At 65.6% G+C, this 20521-nt stretch carries 20 protein-coding genes; 12 read left to right on the top strand and 8 right to left on the bottom strand.

Annotated elements, in window-relative coordinates; translation table 11 throughout:
- The 8 genes from AB0L58_RS15570 (at position 1) to AB0L58_RS15535 (ending at position 8140) form a co-directional block, all read left to right on the top strand.
- Entirely contained in the window at positions 1 to 1053 is a 1053-nt protein-coding gene (locus AB0L58_RS15570; RefSeq protein WP_364386926.1) for an MCE family protein, read from the top strand.
- Positions 1050 to 2162, top strand: a complete 1113-nt coding sequence (locus AB0L58_RS15565; protein WP_364386924.1) for an MlaD family protein — start codon at positions 1050 to 1052, stop codon at positions 2160 to 2162. The genes AB0L58_RS15570 and AB0L58_RS15565 overlap by 4 nt, the downstream gene beginning before the upstream one ends.
- Complete coding sequence (locus AB0L58_RS15560; RefSeq protein ID WP_364386922.1) at positions 2159 to 3271, top strand: MlaD family protein; 1113 nt, start codon at positions 2159 to 2161, stop codon at positions 3269 to 3271. The genes AB0L58_RS15565 and AB0L58_RS15560 overlap by 4 nt, the downstream gene beginning before the upstream one ends.
- Positions 3268 to 4548 carry an MlaD family protein gene (locus AB0L58_RS15555; RefSeq protein WP_364386920.1) on the top strand — a complete coding sequence of 427 codons (1281 nt, stop codon included), beginning with the start codon at positions 3268 to 3270 and terminating at the stop codon, positions 4546 to 4548. Before AB0L58_RS15560 ends, AB0L58_RS15555 begins: the two co-directional genes overlap by 4 nt.
- Before the next feature lie 30 nt (positions 4549 to 4578).
- Positions 4579 to 5181 (top strand): hypothetical protein, encoded by a 603-nt coding sequence (locus tag AB0L58_RS15550; RefSeq protein WP_364386918.1) that lies wholly within the window; start codon positions 4579 to 4581, stop codon positions 5179 to 5181.
- A 1-nt stretch (position 5182) separates the two neighbouring features.
- The gene (locus AB0L58_RS15545) at positions 5183 to 6028 is read left to right on the top strand and encodes an ABC transporter permease (protein WP_364386916.1); all 846 of its coding nucleotides are present in this window, start codon (positions 5183 to 5185) and stop codon (positions 6026 to 6028) included.
- Position 6029: 1 nt separating this feature from the next.
- Positions 6030 to 6884, top strand: a complete 855-nt coding sequence (locus AB0L58_RS15540) for an ABC transporter permease (RefSeq protein ID WP_364386914.1) — start codon at positions 6030 to 6032, stop codon at positions 6882 to 6884.
- Between the two features lie 80 nt (positions 6885 to 6964).
- A complete protein-coding gene (locus tag AB0L58_RS15535) occupies positions 6965 to 8140 on the top strand; it encodes an amidohydrolase family protein (protein WP_364386912.1) in 1176 nt (391 codons plus the stop codon).
- On the opposite strand, the gene AB0L58_RS15530 is transcribed toward AB0L58_RS15535, so the two are convergent.
- Positions 8126 to 8587 (bottom strand): VOC family protein, encoded by a 462-nt coding sequence (locus AB0L58_RS15530; protein WP_364386910.1) that lies wholly within the window; start codon positions 8585 to 8587, stop codon positions 8126 to 8128. The two genes, AB0L58_RS15535 and AB0L58_RS15530, sit on opposite strands and share 15 nt — an antisense overlap.
- Positions 8588 to 8684: 97 nt before the next feature.
- On the opposite strand from AB0L58_RS15530, the gene AB0L58_RS15525 reads away from it, so the two are divergent.
- From AB0L58_RS15525 to AB0L58_RS15510, 4 genes are read left to right on the top strand one after another with little or no spacing between them, the layout of a single operon-like run.
- Positions 8685 to 9986, top strand: coding sequence for an acyl-CoA dehydrogenase family protein (locus AB0L58_RS15525; RefSeq protein WP_364386908.1), 1302 nt, complete (start codon positions 8685 to 8687; stop codon positions 9984 to 9986).
- Between the two features lie 29 nt (positions 9987 to 10015).
- Positions 10016 to 11011, top strand: a complete 996-nt coding sequence (locus AB0L58_RS15520) for a phosphotransferase family protein (RefSeq protein ID WP_364387582.1) — start codon at positions 10016 to 10018, stop codon at positions 11009 to 11011.
- Positions 11008 to 12198, top strand: a complete 1191-nt coding sequence (locus AB0L58_RS15515; protein WP_364386906.1) for an enoyl-CoA hydratase-related protein — start codon at positions 11008 to 11010, stop codon at positions 12196 to 12198. Before AB0L58_RS15520 ends, AB0L58_RS15515 begins: the two co-directional genes overlap by 4 nt.
- A 1-nt stretch (position 12199) precedes the next feature.
- Positions 12200 to 13213: an NADPH:quinone oxidoreductase family protein gene (locus tag AB0L58_RS15510; protein WP_364386904.1), complete on the top strand. Its 1014-nt coding sequence runs from the start codon at positions 12200 to 12202 to the stop codon at positions 13211 to 13213.
- A gap of 940 nt (positions 13214 to 14153) precedes the next feature.
- On the opposite strand, the gene AB0L58_RS15505 is transcribed toward AB0L58_RS15510, so the two are convergent.
- The 7 genes from AB0L58_RS15505 to AB0L58_RS15475 form a co-directional block, all read right to left on the bottom strand.
- On the bottom strand, positions 14154 to 14579 hold the full coding sequence (locus AB0L58_RS15505) for a hypothetical protein (protein WP_364386902.1): 426 nt from the start codon (positions 14577 to 14579) through the stop codon (positions 14154 to 14156).
- 77 nt (positions 14580 to 14656) lie between these two features.
- The gene (locus tag AB0L58_RS15500; protein WP_364386900.1) at positions 14657 to 15277 is read right to left on the bottom strand and encodes a TetR family transcriptional regulator; all 621 of its coding nucleotides are present in this window, start codon (positions 15275 to 15277) and stop codon (positions 14657 to 14659) included.
- Positions 15278 to 15370: 93 nt separating this feature from the next.
- Positions 15371 to 16519: an acyl-CoA dehydrogenase family protein gene (locus AB0L58_RS15495; RefSeq protein ID WP_364386898.1), complete on the bottom strand. Its 1149-nt coding sequence runs from the start codon at positions 16517 to 16519 to the stop codon at positions 15371 to 15373.
- Between the two features lie 11 nt (positions 16520 to 16530).
- The gene (locus AB0L58_RS15490) at positions 16531 to 17676 is read right to left on the bottom strand and encodes a thiolase family protein (protein ID WP_364386896.1); all 1146 of its coding nucleotides are present in this window, start codon (positions 17674 to 17676) and stop codon (positions 16531 to 16533) included.
- Positions 17669 to 18508: an enoyl-CoA hydratase-related protein gene (locus AB0L58_RS15485; protein ID WP_364386894.1), complete on the bottom strand. Its 840-nt coding sequence runs from the start codon at positions 18506 to 18508 to the stop codon at positions 17669 to 17671. Before AB0L58_RS15485 ends, AB0L58_RS15490 begins: the two co-directional genes overlap by 8 nt.
- Positions 18502 to 19740, bottom strand: a complete 1239-nt coding sequence (locus tag AB0L58_RS15480) for a CaiB/BaiF CoA-transferase family protein (protein WP_364386892.1) — start codon at positions 19738 to 19740, stop codon at positions 18502 to 18504. Before AB0L58_RS15480 ends, AB0L58_RS15485 begins: the two co-directional genes overlap by 7 nt.
- Positions 19740 to 20507 (bottom strand): SDR family NAD(P)-dependent oxidoreductase, encoded by a 768-nt coding sequence (locus AB0L58_RS15475; RefSeq protein ID WP_364386890.1) that lies wholly within the window; start codon positions 20505 to 20507, stop codon positions 19740 to 19742. Before AB0L58_RS15475 ends, AB0L58_RS15480 begins: the two co-directional genes overlap by 1 nt.
- Between the last annotated feature and the right edge of the window lie 14 nt (positions 20508 to 20521).

The raw sequence follows: 20521 nt of genomic DNA, 5'->3' as shown, positions 1-20521 counted from the left end.
ATGCGCACACCCTGGAATCGCCACGGCCGCACGCGAACCGGGCGGCGGCAACTCGAAGATCTCAGCAGGCCATGGCTCGGATTCACGGCGATTGCCCTGCTGGTCGTCGCGGTCGTCGCCGCACTGGTCGTCAATTCGCTCGATATCGGTGAGCGACGCCTGGAGGCGGATTTCGCGCAGGCCGCCCAGCTCGGTGCCGGCGACCAGGTGACCGTCGCGGGCGTGCCGGTCGGCCATGTCGTCGGCCTGCGGTTGGCCGGAGACCACGTGACGGTAACGCTGAGCATCGCCGACAACGTCGCACTCGGCCCCGCCACGACCGCGGCGATCAAACTCACCACATTGCTGGGCAATCGGTATGTCGAACTCGCACCGGCCGGTTCCGGCGCCTTGCCCAATGGCCGAATCCCCTTGGCGCAGACCAGTGTTCCCTATGATCTGCAGTCGGCCCTCGCCGATGCCACGACCACCTTCGATCAGGTCGATGCCGACAAGGTCGGGCAGGCGCTCACCGAATTGTCCACCCAGTTGCACGGTTTGCCGCAGCTGATTCCGTCGGTGATGCAGAACATTACGACGCTGTCCGGTGTGATCGCCGAACGGCGCGGACAGATCGGCACACTGCTGACCAGCACCGGCCAACTCACCACGGTCATCGAGAATCAGCGCGCGGGCCTGGGCGTGCTGGTCGACCAGGGCCGCGACCTGCTGCGAGAGGTGGCGGCCAAACGGCAGGCCATCGCGGCCCTCATCGCGGCCACCAGCAATGTGGTGCGGACACTGCAGCCGATCGTCGTGGACGACCAGCCCGAAATCCAATCCCTGCTCGACAATCTCGGCCAGTTGGTGCAGATGCTCAGCCGGCACGACGACCTGCTGCGCAACATATTGCAGATCCTTCCGGTGCCCTGGCGCAGTTGGGCGGATGTGACCGGCTCCGGCACCGAACTGGATGCCAATGCGTCCTCGGGAGCGTTCCTCGACTCCTTCATGTGTGCGCTGGTCGGCCGCGCGCAGGTCCAGCTGCCCCCTTATTCGGAGGACTGTCGATGAGATCGTTACCCCGCGCGGTCAAGCTGATTCTCGTGCTCGCGGTGGCCGCGCTGATCGCGGGCGCGGCCAGCACTCCGCTGGCCCGGCTCAATCGCGAAACCATCACCGTGACAGCGCATTTCGACAGCGCCGCCGGTGTCTTCGTCGGAAATCCGGTGGCTGTGCTCGGCATGCGGATCGGCAGGGTGGCCAGCATCGCGCAACGCGGCTCATATGTCGAAGTGACGATGAGTGTGGACGCCTCCGTGCGGATTCCGGCCGATGTCTCGGCGGTGACCGTCTCGGATTCGGTGCTGACCGACCGGCACATCGAACTCACTCCGGTCTACCAGGGCGGACCGACCCTGCCGGATGGCGCGACGCTGGGTACCGAGCGGACGAAGACCCCGGTCGAGTTCGACAGTCTGCTCGCGATGGCGGACAAGCTGTCCACGTCCTTGCAGGGCGACGGGCAGGGCCACGGCCCGATCGCCGATGCGGTCGATGTCGGCGCGGCGGTGGCGAGCAACAACGGCGACGAGATCAAGACGGCACTCGATCAATTGTCCAGAGCGCTGCGCATGGGCGACGATCACGGCGCCGCCACCAAGAACGCCATCACCACCCTGGTACACAACCTGGACTCGCTGACCGCCGCGGCCGCGAACAACGACCAGACGATTCGCGAATTCGGTGCCGGGGTCCGCCAGCTGAGCGACCTGCTCGCCCAACAAAACCTCGGCACCGGCGACACCGGCGCGAAATTGAACGAAATCCTCACCCGGACCACTGATCTCATGCAACGCAATCGCGGCGCCCTGGCGAGTACCGCGGGCGGAGCCAATGTCATCTTCCAGAGCCTGTCGGACTACAACCGCAACGTCGCCGAATTCATGGACCTGTTCCCACTGGTCGTCGACAACGCCTACGCCGTGATCGACCCGAATGTGGGCGCGGGCCGGGTGCACGTGAACGTGGACAAGGTCGTATTCGACGGCCAGATGGTGAAGCAGGTATGCAACATGCTCGACCTGAAACAACTCGGCTGCAATACCGGGAAGATGTCCGATATGGGGCCGGACTTCGGCATCGTCGCCATGCTGGCCGGAATCGCGGGTCTGCCGAAATGACCACCGGGAAAGCAACATTCACCGCTGCCGCGGTCGTGCTCCTGGCCATGGCAGCGGCGAGCGGGTGTTCGGTGGGGCTGGACCGGATGCCGCTGCCCGCACCATCGGTCGGCGCACACAGCTTCGCGCTGACGGCCACCTTCGCCAATGCGCTCAATCTCCCCACCAAGGCCAAGGTAAAGGTCGACGGCGCCGATGTCGGGGAGGTCGAATCCATGACGGCACGCGATTACGCCGCCGTCGTCACCCTACGGATCCGTTCCGAGGTCGCGCTGGCCGTAGGCACGACCGCCGAACTGCGGTCGGCCACACCACTCGGCGATGTATTCGTCGCACTGAACCCGCCACCGAATCCGGCTCCCGGCGCCGATGTACTGCACGATGGGGACAGCATTCCGCAATCGTCGACCTCGGCGGCGGCCACCATCGAGGAAGTGCTCACGCGCGCGGCATTGCTGGTCAACGGCGGCGTGATCCGCGATCTGACCAAGGTGATCAATGGTCTCGGCGCCGAATTCGGCGGGCGGGGTGACCGCATGGGTGAGCTGATCGCTCAGATGACCGCATTGGTCCGGACGCTCTCGGCCCGGTCGGACCAGATCCGGGCGGTGGTCCACGACACCGCCACACTGACCGCAACCGTTGCCGCACAACAGTCGACAGTGAACGACGCGGTGGCCGCCGCGGGCCCGGCTCTGGATGTGGTGGCCGCCAGCACGCAGGACATCGTGGATATCGTCGCGCAGTTGAATCGGATCGCCGGTCAGCTCAACAAGTTTCCGTCGATCAACGGCACCGGAAAGCGCAGCCTGATCACCGACATCAATAATCTCGCCGCCGGACTCGATACCGCCGCGACCGATCCGAATGCCAACCTCGATGGGCTGAATTACGCACTGGCCGTTGTCGGTGGCAAGGTGGCCAACTCCACCGCCGCCACCGCCGATGCCGATATCTATCAGATTGCGCTCGGAGCGGTGCCCGACCCGAACTTCCCGGGCAATCCGGAAGCGCGAGTGCCCGACCAGACGGACTGGGCCAACTTCGCCGGTTCGCTGGCATATACGTTGGGTCGGTTGTACGGCCGAGTGATCGGACCGGGACGATGAGCCGCCCCTTCGAGATCCGCTTGGAGTCGGCGGCGAGCGTCGCCCTCGCGATTACCGACCGATTGGTCCGTCATCGACTCGTCGTCTCGTTGATCGCCCTGGTGGCCACACTGATTGCGGGCGCTACCCATGTCGTGTTCGGATCGCTCGAGCTGAATCCGTTCGCCTCGACCTATCAGATCCGGGTCCACCTGGCCCAGTCCGGTGGTCTGCTGCCCGACCGCGATGTCACGGTCCGCGGTGTCCACGTCGGCCGGGTGTCCTCGATCGATCTGGTCGACGGTGACGTGGTCGCGGTCGCATCGATCGATGCGGGCACCAGGATCCCGACCGACAGTACGGTCCGGGTGGCCGGACTTTCACCGGCCGGCGAGCAGTACCTGGATTTCGTCCCCGCGACCTCCGGCGGCCCGTACCTCGCCGCGGGCGCGGTCATCGGCACCGATCGGACCACGGTGCCGGTGCAACTGGCACAGTTGCTCGGCGACCTCAACGGCACCATCGCCCAACTCGATCCGGACAAACTCCAGGCGATCGTGCGCGAATTGGGCGCGAGTTCGGCGGCGCCGGAGAAGCTGGCGGCGATCATCGACGGTGGCGCCTTCCTGATCACCACACTCGGTGCGGTACTCCCGCAGACCGTCAGCCTGCTGCGCAATAGCGAGGTGGTGCTCGGCACCGCCCGTGAGCTCGGTCCGGGTCTGGCGGCAACCGCGGCCGATCTCGAACGCACTCTCGCGGGGGTGGATTCGATGACGGGCGGGTTCCGAACCCTGCTCGATACCGGGCCGGAGATGTTGCGGACGATGGACCAGATCATCGCCGACAACTCCCCGACCATGGTGCAGTTGCTCGGGAATCTCGCGACCGTGGCCCAGATGTCGTACGTGCACGTTCCGGCCATCAACAATCTGTTCTTCCCCACGCAGCGAGCCGGTTCCGCCGCCGACGCGTTGGGCACGGCATTCCACGACGGCGCGGTATGGGCGATCGCCAGCATCTATCCACGAAAGCAGTGCGATTACGACCTGCCTCGCCTGCCCGTCACCGTCGCGAACCATCCCGAACCCTACTTGTACGCCTACTGCACCGACCCGGATCCGACGCTCGTGCCGCGTGGTGCGCGCAACGCGCCACGGCCCTCCGGTGACGACACCGCACACCCACCGCCCGGAGTCGATCCGCTGGCGACCGCCGATCCGACGCCGCAGGGCCCGCTGTCGATCCCGAAACCCTATGGCGGCGCACCTGTTCCGGGATATGTGCCGCCGAAGTAGCAAATCAACAACGAAGGCCAGGAGGTTTCGATGAAGCAATCGGTGCTGGACACGGAAACCGCAACCGAGACAACCGATACCGAGACATCAGATTCGGACTCGGTGGCCGACGACTCGGCCGCGAACGAGACGGCGGCACCGCCCTCCTGGCGTCGGTGGGCACCGCGCGCCGCGGTCGGCGCCATTGCTGTCGTCGCGATATCGGCATCGGTGCTCGCGGGCATTCTCGGCTGGAAGCAGCACGACCGCGACGAGGTGGATGCCGCGGCAAGACAGGCCACAACCACCGCACAGAACTACGCGATCACGCTGACCAGTATCGATTCCCAGCACATCGACCAGAACTTCACCGCCGTCCTCGACGGTGCGACCGGTGAATTCAAAGATATGTACAGCCAATCCAGTAATCAGCTCAAGGCACTGCTGGTGGAACACCAGGCGGTCAGCAAGGGACGCATCGTGGACTCCAGTATCAAGTCGGCGACCAAGGACCACGTCCAGGTCATGCTGTTCGTCGATCAGGAGGTCACCAACTCGGTGAGCCCCGATCCGCGGATCGATCGCAGCCGCATGGTCATGACCATGGAACGGGTGGGCGAGCGCTGGCTGGCCAGCAAAGTGGAACTGGTGTGATGTGATCGATCAATCGTCGGCACCGTCGATCACGCGGATCAGGAACTGGGGACGCGGCTATCTGCACCGTCATCCCGTCGCGTCGCTCGATACGGTCGGCGCCCAGTTCGTACTGGGTGTGCGTGCCGTGCAGTATCTCGTGATCGACATAGTCACAGGCCGTTTCGCATTTCAGGAGTTCGTGCGGCAGGCCGCTTTCATGATCAAAACCTCCTACCTGCCGACCATTGCGGTCGCATTGCCGATCAGCGCGACCCTTTCGATTCAATTCGGCTTGATCGCGGGTCAGGTCGGCGCGACCTCGCTGGCCGGCGCGGCCAGCGGTCTCGCTGTCATCCGCCAGGCGGCACCCGTTGTCACGGCGATGCTGCTCGCGGCAGCGGTCGGCTCGGCCATCTGCGCCGACCTCGGTTCCCGCACCATCCGGGAAGAGATCGCCGCGCTCGAGGTGATGGGGGTCTCGGTGCTGCGCAAGCTGGTGGTGCCGCGGGTGGCCGCCGGGGTGGTGGTCGCGGTCGGGCTGACCGGGCTGAGCGCCTTCGTGGGATTCCTCGCCGGATATTTGTTCAATGTCTACGTCCAGGGCGGTACGCCCGGCAGCTTCATCGCCACCTTCTCCTCGTTCGCGCGCATCGGCGATATGTATCTGGCGGTGGTCAAAGCTGTGGTGTTCGGGCTCATCGTGACCGTTGTCGCGTGCCAGAAGGGATTGAGCACCAAGGGCGGTCCCGGCGGGGTGGCGAATTCGGTCAATGCCACCGTGGTGGCCTCGATCGTGCTGCTCATGGTGGTGAACGTGGGCTTCACCCAGATGTACACAATGCTCTTCCCACGGCAGGCACTCTGAGATGGCGGCGCCGTACTATCCGCTGCGCATCGGACAGGTGCTGCGCGTTGCCGACGCACCGTTGCGCGGAGCCATGCGCCTGGGGCATATGGCCATATTCTTCCTGCGCGCGATCACCTCCATTCCCATTGTCCTGCGCCACTACCGCAGGGAACTGCTGCGCCTGATCTCCGACATCACCTGGGGCAATGGGTCACTCATCGTCGGCGGCGGGACGGCGGGCATCATTGTCGTGCTCGGCGCGAGCGGCGGCGCGCTGGTGGGGATCGAGGGCTACAGCGCACTGAAATTGCTCGGCATCGGACCGGCGACCGGGCTGGTCTCGGCGACGGCCTCGACCCGCGAACTGGCCCCGATCATGGCCTCCATCGCCTTCGCATCCCAGGCGGGCTGCCGATTCACCGCCCAACTCGGTGCCATGCGCATCGCCGAAGAGATCGATGCGATGGAGACACTGGCCATCCGGTCCATCCCCTACTTGGTGACAACGCGGCTCATGGCCTCGGTGGCCGCCATCGTTCCGCTCTATCTTGTCTGTCTGGCAATGAATTTCGTCGCGGTCGAGGTGGCCATCGGCCTCGCGGGCAGTCAGTCACCCGGCACCTACGACCATTACTTCCGCATGGTGCTCAGTGCGACCGATGTCGGGTACTCGTTGGCGAAGGCGGTCGTCTTCGTCGTGATCACCACAACCATCCAGTGCTATTTCGGCTACTACTCCGCGGGCGGTCCGGTGGGCGTCGGCGTCGCCGCCGGTCGCGCGATGCGCGCCAGCATTACCGTCATGATCTGCGTCAATCTGCTGATGACGCTGGCACTGTGGGGCTTCGACTCGGGCGCGCGGATCAGCGGCTGACCGCCGTTCATTGTAATCCTTGACAGGATTGGACAACCCTTCGGAGAATAAGATTCTCCCACAACGTTAAGGATAATTTCATGGCCCAGCGGGATCTGCCCTATCAGCTGTTCGACGCCGACAACCACCTCTACGAAACCAAGGAGGCGCTGACCAAATTTCTGCCGAAGCAGTATCAGGGCGCGGTGAAGTATGTCGAGGTCGACGGTCGCACCAAGATCGCCATTCGCGGCCAGATCAGTGAGTACATCCCCAACCCCACCTTCGATGTGGTCGCCGCCCCCGGCGCCATGGAGGACTACTTCAAGAACGGCAATCCGGAGGGTAAGAGCAAGCGCGAGATCTTCGGCAAACCGATCCGCGCTACCCCCGCCTTCCGTGAGCCCGGCCCTCGGCTCGAACTCATGGACGAGTTGCAGATCGAGCGAGCCCTCATGTTCCCGACTCTGGCCAGCCTGGTCGAGGAGCGCATGAAGGAGGATCCCGAACTGATCCACGCGGTCGTCCATTCGCTCAACGAGTGGCTGCACGAGACCTGGTCGTTCAATTACAAGGACCGGATCTTCACCGTGCCGGTGGTGAGTCTGCCCATCGTGGACAAGGCGATCGAAGAACTGGAATGGGTCGTCGAGCGCGGCGCCAAAGCCATCCTGGTGCGCCCGGCTCCAGTGCCCGGCTTCCGTGGACCGCGCTCGTTCGCGCTGCCGGAATTCGACCCCTTCTGGAAGCGGGTCGTCGAACTCGACGTACTGGTCACCATGCACTCCTCCGACAGCGGCTATGCGCGGTACGCCTCGGAGTGGGACGGCGTCCAGCAGGAGATGCTCCCGTTCGTCACCAATACCTTCAAAATGGTCAACCAGTGGCAGCCGATCCGCGACGCGATGGCGTCCTGGGTGTGCCACGGCGCGCTGTTCCGGTTCCCGGAATTGAAGATCGCGGTCATCGAGAACGGCGCGCAGTGGCTACCCGGATTGCTCTCCGACCTCGCCGATATCTACAAGAAGGCGCCCGAGGGCTTCCCGAGTGATCCGGTGGAGATGATCAAGAAGATCTACGTGAGTCCCTTCTGGGAGGAGGATCTGATCGAACTGTCCGGGCTCATCGGCCCCGACCACGTCCTGTTCGGGTCCGACTACCCGCATCCGGAGGGCCTGGCCGAGCCCGCCCGCTATATCGACGAGATCAAAGAACTGCCCGTGGCGGACCAGGCGAAGATCATGGGCGGCAACCTGGCACGGCTACTGAACGTCTGACGGCCGCACCCAGCAGCGAACCAGACTCGGTTCCGCCGCCCGATCGACCAGTTCCACCCGGAACCCGTTGACGCCGCACAGAAATGCGAAGAACAGCCGCCCGGCGTCGGCGGCCCGGGTGGCCTCGATCAGATAGCCGTGGCGCTCGAGTTCGGCAACGTCGGCGGCCACGTCGTCGGACCAATAGCCGATGTGATGAATCCCGGCGTCGCGCACCGGTTCCCACAGCGTGCCCGCCACGCTGCGTACGACCTCCAACCGCGGCACGGTCGTCGAGTACCGGCATTTCAACTCCACGACGGCTTGTTCGCCATCGGGCAGCCCCACCGCCACCGGCCCGCCGATCTCGGGTCCCCACTCGCTGCCGAGCACCGCGGACAACGTCGCCAGGGTGGCCTCGAAGTCCGTAGCCACGATCCCGATATGGAACTGATCCTCGGCCTTCACGACGCGACCTCCAGGTATCGATCCGACTCCACCAGCCCGGAAAGAATTGCGTTCTTCATCATGAGAAGGATATTCTCACCAAGCGAGAGGAGATGCAATGGCGTGGGATTTCGAGACCGATCCGGAGTACCAGCGGAAGTTGGACTGGGCCGATGAATTCGTGCGCGCGGAGGTCGAACCACTCGACCTCGTCTGGGAGCACGAGCAGTTCGTGCCACTGGATGGCGCGCGGCGCAAGGCGATCCAGCCACTCAAGGAGGAGGTGCGGCGACAGGGCCTGTGGGCGACACACCTGGGCCCGGAGTTGGGCGGCCAAGGTTACGGACAGCTGAAACTGGCGCTACTCAACGAGATTCTGGGCCGTTCCTCCTGGGCACCGATCGTATTCGGCTGCCAGGCGCCCGATACCGGCAATGCCGAGATCATCGCCCACTACGGCACCGAGGAACAGAAACAGCGCTACCTGCGGCCCCTGCTCGACGGTGAGCTGTTCTCCAGCTATTCGATGACCGAACCGCAGGCGGGCGCCGATCCGACCCGGTTCGAGACCAGGGCGGTGCGCGACGGCGACGACTGGATCATCAACGGCTGGAAGTTCTTCTCCTCCAACGCGAGAACCGCGGCCTTCCTGATCGTCATGGCCGTGACGAATACGGAAGTGAGCCCGTACCAGGGCATGTCGATGTTCCTGGTCCCCACCGACACCCCCGGTATCGAGATCGTGCGCAACGTCGGGCTCTACGGCGAACCGATGAACGACGGCAGCCACGCGCTCATCCACTACCAAAACGTGCGGGTGCCCAAGGAATCCCTGCTCGGCGGCGAGGGCCAGGCCTTCGTCATCGCACAGACCCGCCTCGGCGGCGGCCGCATCCACCATGCGATGCGTACCATCGGGCTCGCGCAGAAGGCCATCGACATGATGTGCGAGCGGGCCCTGTCGCGTACGACCGCGGGCAGCCGGTTGGCCGATAAGCAGTTCGTACAGGGCTATATCGCCGATTCCTACGCCCAACTGGCTCAGTTCCGGCTCTTCGTACTGCACACCGCCTGGAAGATCGACCGGTACAACGACTACAAGAAGGTCCGCAAGGATATCGCCGCGGCCAAGATCGTCATGCCGACCGTCCTGCACGATATCGCTTGGCGCGCAATGCAAGTGCACGGCGCCCTCGGCACCACCAACGAGATGCCGTTCTTCCGGATGATCCACGGCGCCGGTGTCATGGGTCTGGCCGACGGGCCGACCGAGGTGCACAAGACCACGGTGGCCAAACAGGTGCTGCGCGACTACCAACCCGCCGACGGCATGTGGCCCACCGAGTGGATTCCGGCAAAGCAGGAAGCGGCCAGGGCGAAGTTCGCCGAATACCTCGAACACGAAGTAGGAAACCTGTGACGATCGATAACGCGCGACTCGCCGAATGGATGGACCGCCAGGGCCTGCCCGGTAAGGGTGAGCCGCTGGTGGCCCGATTCCTGTCCGGCGGCACGCAGAACGAAATCTATGAGATCCGCCGCGGCGAACACGTCTGCGTCATCCGCATCCCACCCGCCGACGCACCCGCCGACCGCGATGCGGGCATCCTGCGCGAGTGGCGGATCATCGAGGCCCTCGACGGCACCGATGTCCCGCATACCGCCGCCATCGGGGTGTGCACCGACAAGTCGATCCTCGGCCGCACCTTCTATCTGATGGGCTTCGTCGACGGCTGGTCGCCGATGGACCATCGCGGCGTCTGGCCGGAGCCGTTCGATTCCGACCTGCGGGCACGGGCCGGACTCGGCTACCAGCTGGCCGAGGGCATCGCATTGCTGTCCAAGGTGGATTGGCAGGCCAAGGGTCTGCAGGATCTGGGACGTCCGGACGGCTACCACGAGCGCCAGGTATCGCGGTGGCTGAACTTCTACGACAAGATCGATGGCGCCCGCGTGCTCGACGGCATGGACGTGGCCACCGAATGGCTGCGCACGCACCGCCCACTGGACTACATCCCCGGCCTGATGCACGGCGACTACCAGTTCGCCAATGTGATGTTCCGATACGGCGGACCGGCACGGCTGGCCGCGCTGGTGGACTGGGAGATGGGGACCGTCGGCGATCCGAAGCTCGATCTGGGCTGGATGCTGCAGGGGTGGCCGGAGGACACCAGCGACCCGGCCGTGGCCACCAAGGGCTACGCCAATATGCAGTACATGCCTTCGCGCGAGCAGATGCTCGCGCACTACGCCGAGGTGTCCGGACGGCAGGTCGACGATATCGACTACTACCTGATCCTGGCCAAATGGAAGCTGGCCATCGTGCTCGAGCGCGGCTTCCAACGCGCCAAGGGCGACGTCAAACTGGCGGCGTTCGGACCGATCGTCGTCGACACCATGCACGCCGCCGCCGAATTGGCCGAAAGCACGGAGTACAAATCATGAGCGAGCGCAGCGAGCGAGCAATCGACACCGCCGAGCCCAGCAAGGGAGCAATCGACACAGCCGAGCCCAGCAAGGGAGCAATCGACACAGCCGAGCCCAGCAAGGGAGCAATCGACACAGCCGAGCCCAGCAAGGGAGCAATCGACACCGCCGAGCCCAGCGAGCGAGCAATCGACACCGCCAAGCCCAGCAAGGGAGCAATCGACACAGCCGAGCCCAGCGAGCGAGCAATCGACACCGCCAAGCCCAGCGAGCGAGCAATCGACACCGCCAAGCCCAGCGAGCGAGCAATCGACACCGCCAAGCGCAGCGAGCGAGCAATCGACACCGCCAAGCGCAGCGAGCGAGCAATCGACACCGCCAAGCGCAGCGAGCGAGCAATCGACACCGCCAAGCGCAGCGAGCGAACCACAGACACCGCCGATGCGGAGTTCGTACTCGACCGGCACGGTTCGGTCATGGTCGTCCGGCTCAACCGCCCGGATGCGCGAAATGCGTTGACCGGCACCATGATGCGCGGGATCGGTGCGGCGATCATCGCGGCCGAGGCCGATCCGCTGGTGCGGGCGGTCGTACTCGTCGGTGCCGGTGATCGCGCCTTCTGCTCCGGAATGGACCTGCGCGCCTTCGCCAGTGGCGAGGACTTCGGCCGCGGTGCGGAAGCCGAGGCCTACGGCAGGCTGGCCAAGGGGCAGGTGCACGTACCGGTGATCGGCGCGGCCAATGGCAGCGCCGTCGGTGGCGGACTGGAACTACTGCTCGGCTGCGATGTCATCGTGGCCTCCGCGGCGGCGAAATTCGGCTTCCCCGAGGTCAAGCGTGGACTCTTCGCGGGTGGCGGCGGAACCTTCATCGGCACCAGAATCCCCCTCGGCATCGCGCTCGAACTGCTGCTCACCGGCGATCTCATCGACGCCGCGCGCGCCGAACGGATCGGGCTGGTGAATGCGGTGACCGAGCCCGACGCGGTGTTCTCGACCGCACTGGCCATGGCCGAGCGGATCGCCGGCAATGCGCCCCTCGGACTGGCCGCCTCGAAAGAGCTGGCCCGCCTTGCGGTTTCGGATGCCGCCGCGGCAACCGAACGGCTCGGCGCGTGGCAGGCGCTGGTATTCGGCAGCGAAGACGCCAGAGAGGGCGCTCGCGCCTTCGCCGAGAAGCGTGCGCCGAACTGGCGGGGCCGGTGATATGCGCGCCGTGATCTGCCCGGCCTACGGGCCGCCGGAGATCGTGCGCATCGAAGAGCGCCCGGCGCCCGCACTCGAATCGGGACAGGTTCGAGTGCGGGTCGGCGCGGCCGCGGTCAACTTCCCGGACGTGCTCGTGATCGCTGGCGAATATCAGATCAAGGTGCCGACACCATTCGTACCCGGCAGCGAATTCGCCGGAACCGTCACCGAAACCGCCGGCAATGTCACCGAATTCGCCATCGGTGACCGGGTCACCGGCACCGGGATCGCCGGGGCGTTCGCGGAAGAGGTCGCCGTGCCCGCCGCGGGGCTCGGCCGCATCCCCGACGGAATCGATGACCATTGTGCAGCGGCATTCGGAGTCGCCTACCGGACCGCGTATCACACCCTGCGTTCGGTCGCCCGGGTGCGGCCCGGGGACCGGCTGCTCGTCCTCGGCGCCGGTGGTGGGGTCGGTCTTGCGGCGGTGCAACTCGGGGTGCGGTTGGGTGCCGAGGTCACCGCGGTCGCATCGTCAGCCGAAAAGCTCAGCGCCGCAGCCGATCATGGTGCCGGCGGGCTGATCGACCACACCGCCGGTGACCTGCGCGCGGCGCTGAAGGAGGCACTGCCCGACGGCGCACATGCCGTCGTCGACCCGGTCGGCGGCCCACTATCCGAGCCTGCGCTGCGATCGTTGCGCCGCGGCGGGCGGTTCGTCACCGTCGGCTTCGCCTCCGGCGTGATTCCGCGGATTCCCCTGAATCTCGTGCTGGTCAAGGGAATACAGGTACTCGGCTTCCAATTCCAGGATCTGGACCCGGCCGAATTCCGCCGCAACGAGGACGAACTGCGAGAACTACTGACCACCGGATGCGTCCGCCCGCATATCAGCGCGGTGTATCCGCTGACCGAGGCCGCCACCGCACTGCGACAGGTCGCCGACGGGCACGCCATCGGCAAAATCCTGCTCGATCCGAAGCCATCGCCCGACGCATCGAAACCTGTCGACCACCAACTCGAGCCGCACTAACCAAGTCGATGACGGGATCGAGACGTGCCACGGTCCGTATCCGCATGCCGATCAAGATCAGGTGGCACTGGTGGCGCAGGCTTCTTGGGCTATGCCGCAATAGGTTCCACGTGATCACATGTCCAGCGGGACAGGACCGCTGGACATTAGGACGCATCTTTGGATCTGTGTGATGCAGTGGTACTGGCTGACCAACTCGTGCGACTGTTCGAGGTAGCTGACGTCGTAAACAAACCGGGAAATTCTTCCCCGGGCTGGGAATGTCACAGATGAGGCGAGTGGAACGGGCAGTCGCACAATGTATTTCGGGAGTCGACGGCTCGCCTGGCGGGTGGATCATCAAGCGGGCGATCCACCCATGATCGGCGGCGGTGCCCGCCGCCGCGGCTTCCGGGTCCATGTACCTTCGCCGATCGGGCATTGGTCGTCGTCGAGTTCGTAGCGCAGCGGGATACCGGTGGATGTTGAGACCGGCGACATTCTCGTCGGAGGTGTCCTCGAGATGCTTGACCAGGGCACGCATGGAATTACCGTGCGCGGCGACCAGAACGGTCTTTCCGGCCACCAACTCCTTGGAGATCGTGGACTCCCCGCACGGATCGTGCGTGCCACGACATCCCGCAGCGTTCGGTCCGCGGGACCTCGACGCCGACGTAGCGCGGGTCGCCGCCTGGGAGTACTCGTTGTCGTCCCCGATGGGCGGCGGGGTGTCTATACCAGACACCAGCGGTCATCGGCATGAGCGAGCAGTCTCGAAAGGGTTCCGCCGTTGCCGCGTCAGCCTTGAGACCAGCCAGTTCCTGCCATGATCTTGACTCGAGAAATTCTCGACAATTCCACGTGACGCCCTTCGACTCCCAGATCGGGAAATCCTGCTCGACGTCTCGGCGTCAGCCGTCACCAGCGCCCGATGCGAATACACCGGGCGCTCGGCCATAGCTCACCCCACCGGAAGCAGATCCGCCGCCAAGTGATCCGGGGTTCCGCTGCAGCGGAACATCTCCGCATCCTCGAGCACATCGACCGGTTGCCCCAACGCCGCCAACGCCCGCGCCTTGAACGCGCGCGCGGCTACGCTCAGCCGGTGCTGCACTCCCTCGGTCCGGCAATCGAGTTCGCTCGGACAAGCGGCACCCCAGACCGTCACCTCGAACGACCGATCCTCGATATTCCGCAGCACCCCCTGGCGGACCCGCGGATCGGATTCGAAGACCTTGGCGGCGATCGCCATTCCATCCGGCCATACGCCCGCATCCGTTTGCGACGACAGCGAGGTCTCCAAATCCAGCACGGTCGCCCCGAGGATCCGCAATGGCCGGATATCGGCGAGCTCGCTGACGCAGACCGTGACCTCCCACCCCGCCATCACCCGATCGAATAGCCAACCCCCCGAGTACCGCACCACATCGGCGACATCGGGGGCGATGACCGCCAGCCGATATCTCAGAGGGTGCTTGCGGGCATGAGCTCGCGCTCGAGCGAGCGGACGTATTCCGTGAACACCCGGTTCAATGGAATCGAGGGGTCTAGCAGCCATGAGGTTTCCATCCCGTTGAGAAAGGCGACTATCTCCACAGCCTTGACGGCAGGGTCCAGATCGGTGCGGTACCGGCCATCGCGCTGGCCGCGTCGGATGCCGCCGGCAATGGTGGCGACGGCGGCTCGGTACCGACCGAGCAGGCGATCGTGCAACGGTGCGTCCGGGTCGAGATTCTCGATGAGCAGCACGGCGAACATGCCGACCAGATCCGGCGAACGCCGGAACCGGTCGACGACGTTTTCGAGCTGTTCGATCAGATCGCCTCGGCGGTCGGAATGGAGTTCGTCATCGGTGTCGCGAGCCTCGAGCACCGCGTGCAGCAACTGCTCCTTGGACTCGAAGTGGTGCAGCACCCCGGCCGTACTGACTCCGGCCTCCCGCGCGATCTGCGCCAGCGTGGTGTTACGCCAGCCGTTGCGCGCGAGCAGTCGCTGTGCGACGGCGAGAATCTGCAGCTTGCGGTACTCGCCCTTGGCGAGCAACGTCTCATATGGCCGAGGGGTGCCGGTTTCGGAATCGGACACCGAACTCCTTCGTTCGATCAACCTACTGAAGACACAGTAGGTTGGTTTCGAGACTGTGACAAGGGTCTCATGTGGTCCAATTTTTGTGCTGGATCACAGCCCGAGTGATTTGGCTATGATCATTTTCATCACCTCACTGGTACCGGCATAGATGCGGGCGACACGCGCATCGGCGTAGAGCCGGGCAATGGGATATTCCGTCATATAGCCGTAGCCGCCGAACAGTTGTAGGCAGCGGTCCACCACCCGTGCCTGTACTTCGGTGCAGAACAGCTTGACCCGTGCGGCATCGGCACCCGAGAGCTGCCCCTCGACCAGTTCCAGCACCGCGCGATCGACCATGGTCTGGGCCGCCTCCACCTCCGTCGACAGCGCGGCCAGCTCGAATTTCGTGTTCTGGTAGGCGGCCACCGGCTGGCCGAAAACCTTGCGCTGCTGCACATATTCGATGGTCGCGGTGATCGCGGACTTGGCCTGCGCCACCGATCCGACGGCGACCGTTATCCGTTCCTGAGCGAGATTGTGGCCGAGATAGGTGAACGCCTCCCCCTCGGCGCCGAGCCGGTTCGCCACCGGGACGCGCACATTGTCGAATGCCAACTCGACCGTGTCCTGCACCTTGCAGCCCAGCTTGTCCAGCACCCGGCCCTTGGTGAATCCGGTTCGGCCGCTTTCCACCACGATCAGGCTGAGCCCCGCGCGCCGGTTGTCCGGATCGGACGAAGTGCGCGCCACCACGATCACCAGATCCGCGAGCAGACCACCGGTGATGAATGTCTTGGCGCCGTTGAGGATGTACTCCCCGCCGTCACGAACCGCGGTGGTGCGCACACCGGCCAGATCGGAGCCGGTGCCCGGCTCGGTCATGGCGATCGCGGTCAGCAGCTTGCCGCTGGCCAGACCCGGAAACCAGCGGTCGCGTTGCTCGGCATCGGCGTATTCCAAGAAGTAGGGCAGGATCACGTCGATCTGGGTGCGGACGGTGCTGAGCGTGACGAGCGCGCGGTAGGCCTCCTCCTGCAGCACGGCGTTGAATCGGTAGTCGCGCATGCCGCCGCCCCCGTACTGCTCGGGGATGGCGGTACCCAGCAAACCGAGTTCACCCATCCGCTCGAAGATTTCGCGCGGCATGCGCCCGGCCCGCTCCCAGTCCGGGTAGTGCGGCACCACCTCTTTGTCGATGAATTCGCGAGCCAGCTGCCGGAATGCGTCGTGGTCCGCGGTGAAGATGTCTCGGCGCACGGTCGGCTCCTTCAGTGCACGAGTTCGACGACGGTGGCATTGGCGGTGCCGCCGCCCTCGCACATGGTCTGCAGGCCGTAGCGAATTCCGTTGTCGCGCATGTGGTGGATCATTCGGGTCAGCAAGATGGCGCCGGAGCCGCCGAGCGGGTGGCCGAGAGCGATCGCGCCGCCCAGCGGATTGAGTAGATCCGGATCAGCGCCGGTTTCGGCCAACCAGGCCAGCGGGATCGGGGCGAATGCTTCGTTCACCTCGAATACGCCGACCTCCGACAGACCGACACCGGCCTTGCGCAGCACCTGCTCGGTGGCCGGAATCGGACCGGTCAGCATGAGTACCGGATCGGCACCGGTAACCGCGCCGGCCCGATACCGCACCAGCGGCGTCAGCCCCAACTCGCGTGCCTTGGCCGGGGTCGTCACCAGCAGGGCCGCGGCGCCGTCGGAGATCTGCGAGGAATTACCGGCGTGGATCACGCCATCGGCCTGGAAGGCGGGTTTCAGCCCGGCCAGCTTCTCGACCGTGCTGCCGGGTCGGATGCCCTCGTCGGCGATCACCGTCCCGGAATCGGTTGCGACGGCGACGATCTGCTCCTCGAACGCGCCGCGGTCCTGCGCGGCGGCGGCCCGCTCGTGCGACAGCACCGCGAACTCATCGAGCCGGGTGCGGCCGAAACCCCATTTCTGCGCGATCAATTCGGCGGAGATGCCCTGGTTGAACGAGAAATCGTCATAGCGGGCAATAACTTTGGGGCCGTAGGGCATGCCGTCGGCGCGCGCGGAACCCAGCGGCACCCGGCTCATCACCTCGACGCCGCCGGCGACCACGACCTCCTGGTATCCCGACGCCACGGCCTGCGCGGCGAAATCCAGGGCCTGCTGGCTGGATCCGCAGGCGCGGTTCACCGTGGTGCCCGGAATGGTTTCCGGCCAGCCCGCGGCGAGCACCGCGTAACGCCCGATATTGGCGGACTGGTCGCCGACCTGGGAGACGCAACCCCAGATGACGTCATCGATGCGCGACGGATCGATGCCCGTGCGGCCCACCAGCGCGTTGAGCACGATCGCCGACAGATCGGCGGGATGCGTACCCGACAATCCGCCATTGCGTTTACCGACCGCGGTCCGCACCGCCCCGGCGATGACTACCTCAGGCATCTGCTGTACTCCCCTTTTCGGACCGGTCCGCGTCGCGGATCGGTGGTCTGTGCACGGTCCAACGACCGTCGAACTGTGGTTCCCGTTTCTCGGCGAAGGCCGCGAACGCTTCCGGAGCGTCCGAGGTGGCGAAATTGAGGCCCTGTGCGGCGGCCTCGCCGGCGAGCGCTTCACGCAGGGTGTGATCGGCGCCCGCGTTGAGCAGGGCCTTGGTCTGCGCCAGCGCGACCGGCGGCCCTGCCGCCAGCCGCGTGGCGAGATCGGTGACGTAGGAGTCGATTTCGTCCGCGGGAATCACCCACGTCACCAGATTCAGGTCCCGCGCCTGTTCGGCGTCGATCATCTCGCCCAGCAATGCCAACCGCTTGGCCTGTTGCAGCCCGACCAGTTTGGGTAGCAGCCACGAACCGCCCAGATCCAGCGAAAGCCCGCGCCGGGCGAAGATCTGCGAGAACCGAGACTCGGGCGTGGCCACCACCAGATCGCAGCCGAGTGCCAGATTCCAGCCCGCGCCGACGGCGACGCCGGTCACCTTCGCGACCGTCGGCATCGGCAGTTCGTGCAGCAGCAACGCGACATCGGTGAGTGCCCGCATGCGATAGATCGGATGTCCGTTATCGGGCACCGAAATGTCGGCACCGGAACAGAACGCACCACCGGATCCGGTGAGCACCAGCGCGCGCACCGCACGATCGGCCGCGGCGGCGCGCAGCGCATCCGCCAGCGCCTGCCACAGTTCGGCATCGATCGCGTTCTTGCGATGGGGCCGGTTCAAGGTCAAAGTCCGGACGCCGTCATGATCGCGCGATAGCAGCGACCCCGGCGTCAGCATGTCCGCTCCGCGGGCTGCCGGTAAGCCGCCCCGACCGCGCCCGCCGCACGGAGTCGATCGATTTCGCCAGCGCCGCAGCCGATTTCGGACAGTATCGCGTCCGTGTGCTCACCGAGACCGGGAACCGCGCCCATGGGCGGATCGAACCCGTCGACGATGGCCGGTGGCAGCAGCGACGGGATCGGACCGGCCGGGGTGTCGATGGTGCGCCACCGATCGCGGGCCGACAGCTGCGGGTGGTCGAGGACCTCGCTGGGCAGGTTGTATCGGGAGTTGCCGATTCCGGCGGCGTCGGCGAGTTGCTGAATCCGCGCGAGATCGTGTCGGGCGCACCAGGATCCGATTGCTTCATCGAGAAGATCGCGGCGCTTACAGCGATCCGGATTGGTGCGCAGGCGGTCGTCGTCGGCCAGATCGGGGCGCCCGATGACGTCGCGGGCCAGCCGCTGCCACTCCCGATCGTTGGTGGTGCCGAGCACCACAGTCTGCCCATCCGCGGTGCGGTAGGCGCCGTAGGGCGCGACCGCCGCCGAGCTCATACCCAGCGGTTGCATATCAATTCCGGAGTGCCTGGCATAGGTGAGGTGATAGCCCATCACATCGGCCATGGTGTCGAACAGGCTGACCGCGATCGTGGCACCCACATCGGATGCCCGGCGCTGCCGTCCACACAGCGAAGCCAGAATCGACAGCGCCGCGTACAGTCCCGTGGTGACATCGGCCATCGGCGGGCCCGGTTTCGCCGGGGCATCCGGATATCCGGTGACCGCGCACACTCCCGATTCGGCCTGCACCAGCAGGTCGTAGGCGCGTTTGTGGGATAGCGGCCCGCCCGAGCCGAATCCGTCGATCGATACCGCGATCAGATCCGGATGTCGCGCGGCCAGATCCGCCGGTGCGATGCCGAGCCGATCGGTCGCGCCGGGCGCCAGATTCGACACCAGTACCTCGGCCCGATCCAGTAGTCGGTGCAGGATCGCCACGCCCGCAGGCGTTTTCAGGTCGAGGGTTACCGATTCCTTGCCACGGTTGACCCAGACGAAATGCGCCGCCTGCCCCTCGACCACATCGTCGTAGTAACGGGCGAAGTCGCCACCCTGCGGATTTTCGATCTTGATCACGCGGGCGCCGAAATCGGCGAGCGTGCGGGTGCACATCGGCGCCGACACCGCCTGTTCCAGGGCGACGACGGTAATACCCGCCAGCGGTCCCGCCTGCGCCGTATCGGGCATCACATCACCATGCCGCCGTCCACCGGCAGCACCTGCCCGGTGACGAACGAGGCGGCATCGGAGGCGAGGAAGACGAAGGCGCCGGCCACCTCCGCCGGATCGGCCCAGCGCCGCAACGGAATTCGGTTCAGCATCTGCGCCGCGAACTTGTCGTCGGTGCGAATGGTTTCGGTCATCGGCGTGGCGGCCAGCGGCGCCAGCGCGTTCACCAGAATGTTCTTGCGCGCCAATTCGCGAGCCAGGGATTTGGTGATGCCGATGATGGCCGCCTTGGCCGCGGAGTAGTTGACCTGTCCCAGCGTGCCGACGAGCCCGGCCGATGACGTGACATTGATGATGCGACCGGTGCCATCGGTCGGCAGGTACGGCAAGGCCGCCTGCGAGCAGTTGAAGGTGCCCAGCGTGTGGATCTCGAACAGTCGCCGCACCGACTCGACACTGGTATCGGCGAACATGTGCGGATCGGTGACCCCGGCATTGTTCACCACGATATGCAGTGTGCCGCTGGCCAATTCGGCCGCCGCGGCCGCGGCGGCATCGGCGGCCGCCCGATCGGACACGTCGAGGGCGAAACTCGCCGCGCTACCACCGTTTCCGGTGATCTTCTCGGCGACGGCCGCGGCCGCGGCCGCATCGACGTCGGTGACCAGCACCACCGCCCCCTGTGCCGCGAGGGCCTGCGCCACGGCGGAGCCGATACCGCCGGCCGCGCCGGTGACCATCGCGGCCCGCCCGGTCAACTCGAAAAGTCCGTTCTTGGCTGCCATTCGGTAATTTCCTG

This window comes from Nocardia sp. NPDC052112, assembly GCF_040680135.1.
Lineage (GTDB): Bacteria > Actinomycetota > Actinomycetes > Mycobacteriales > Mycobacteriaceae > Nocardia.
Note: the sequence above shows the minus strand (reverse complement) of the source record. Positions and strands in the feature narration are given on the sequence as shown.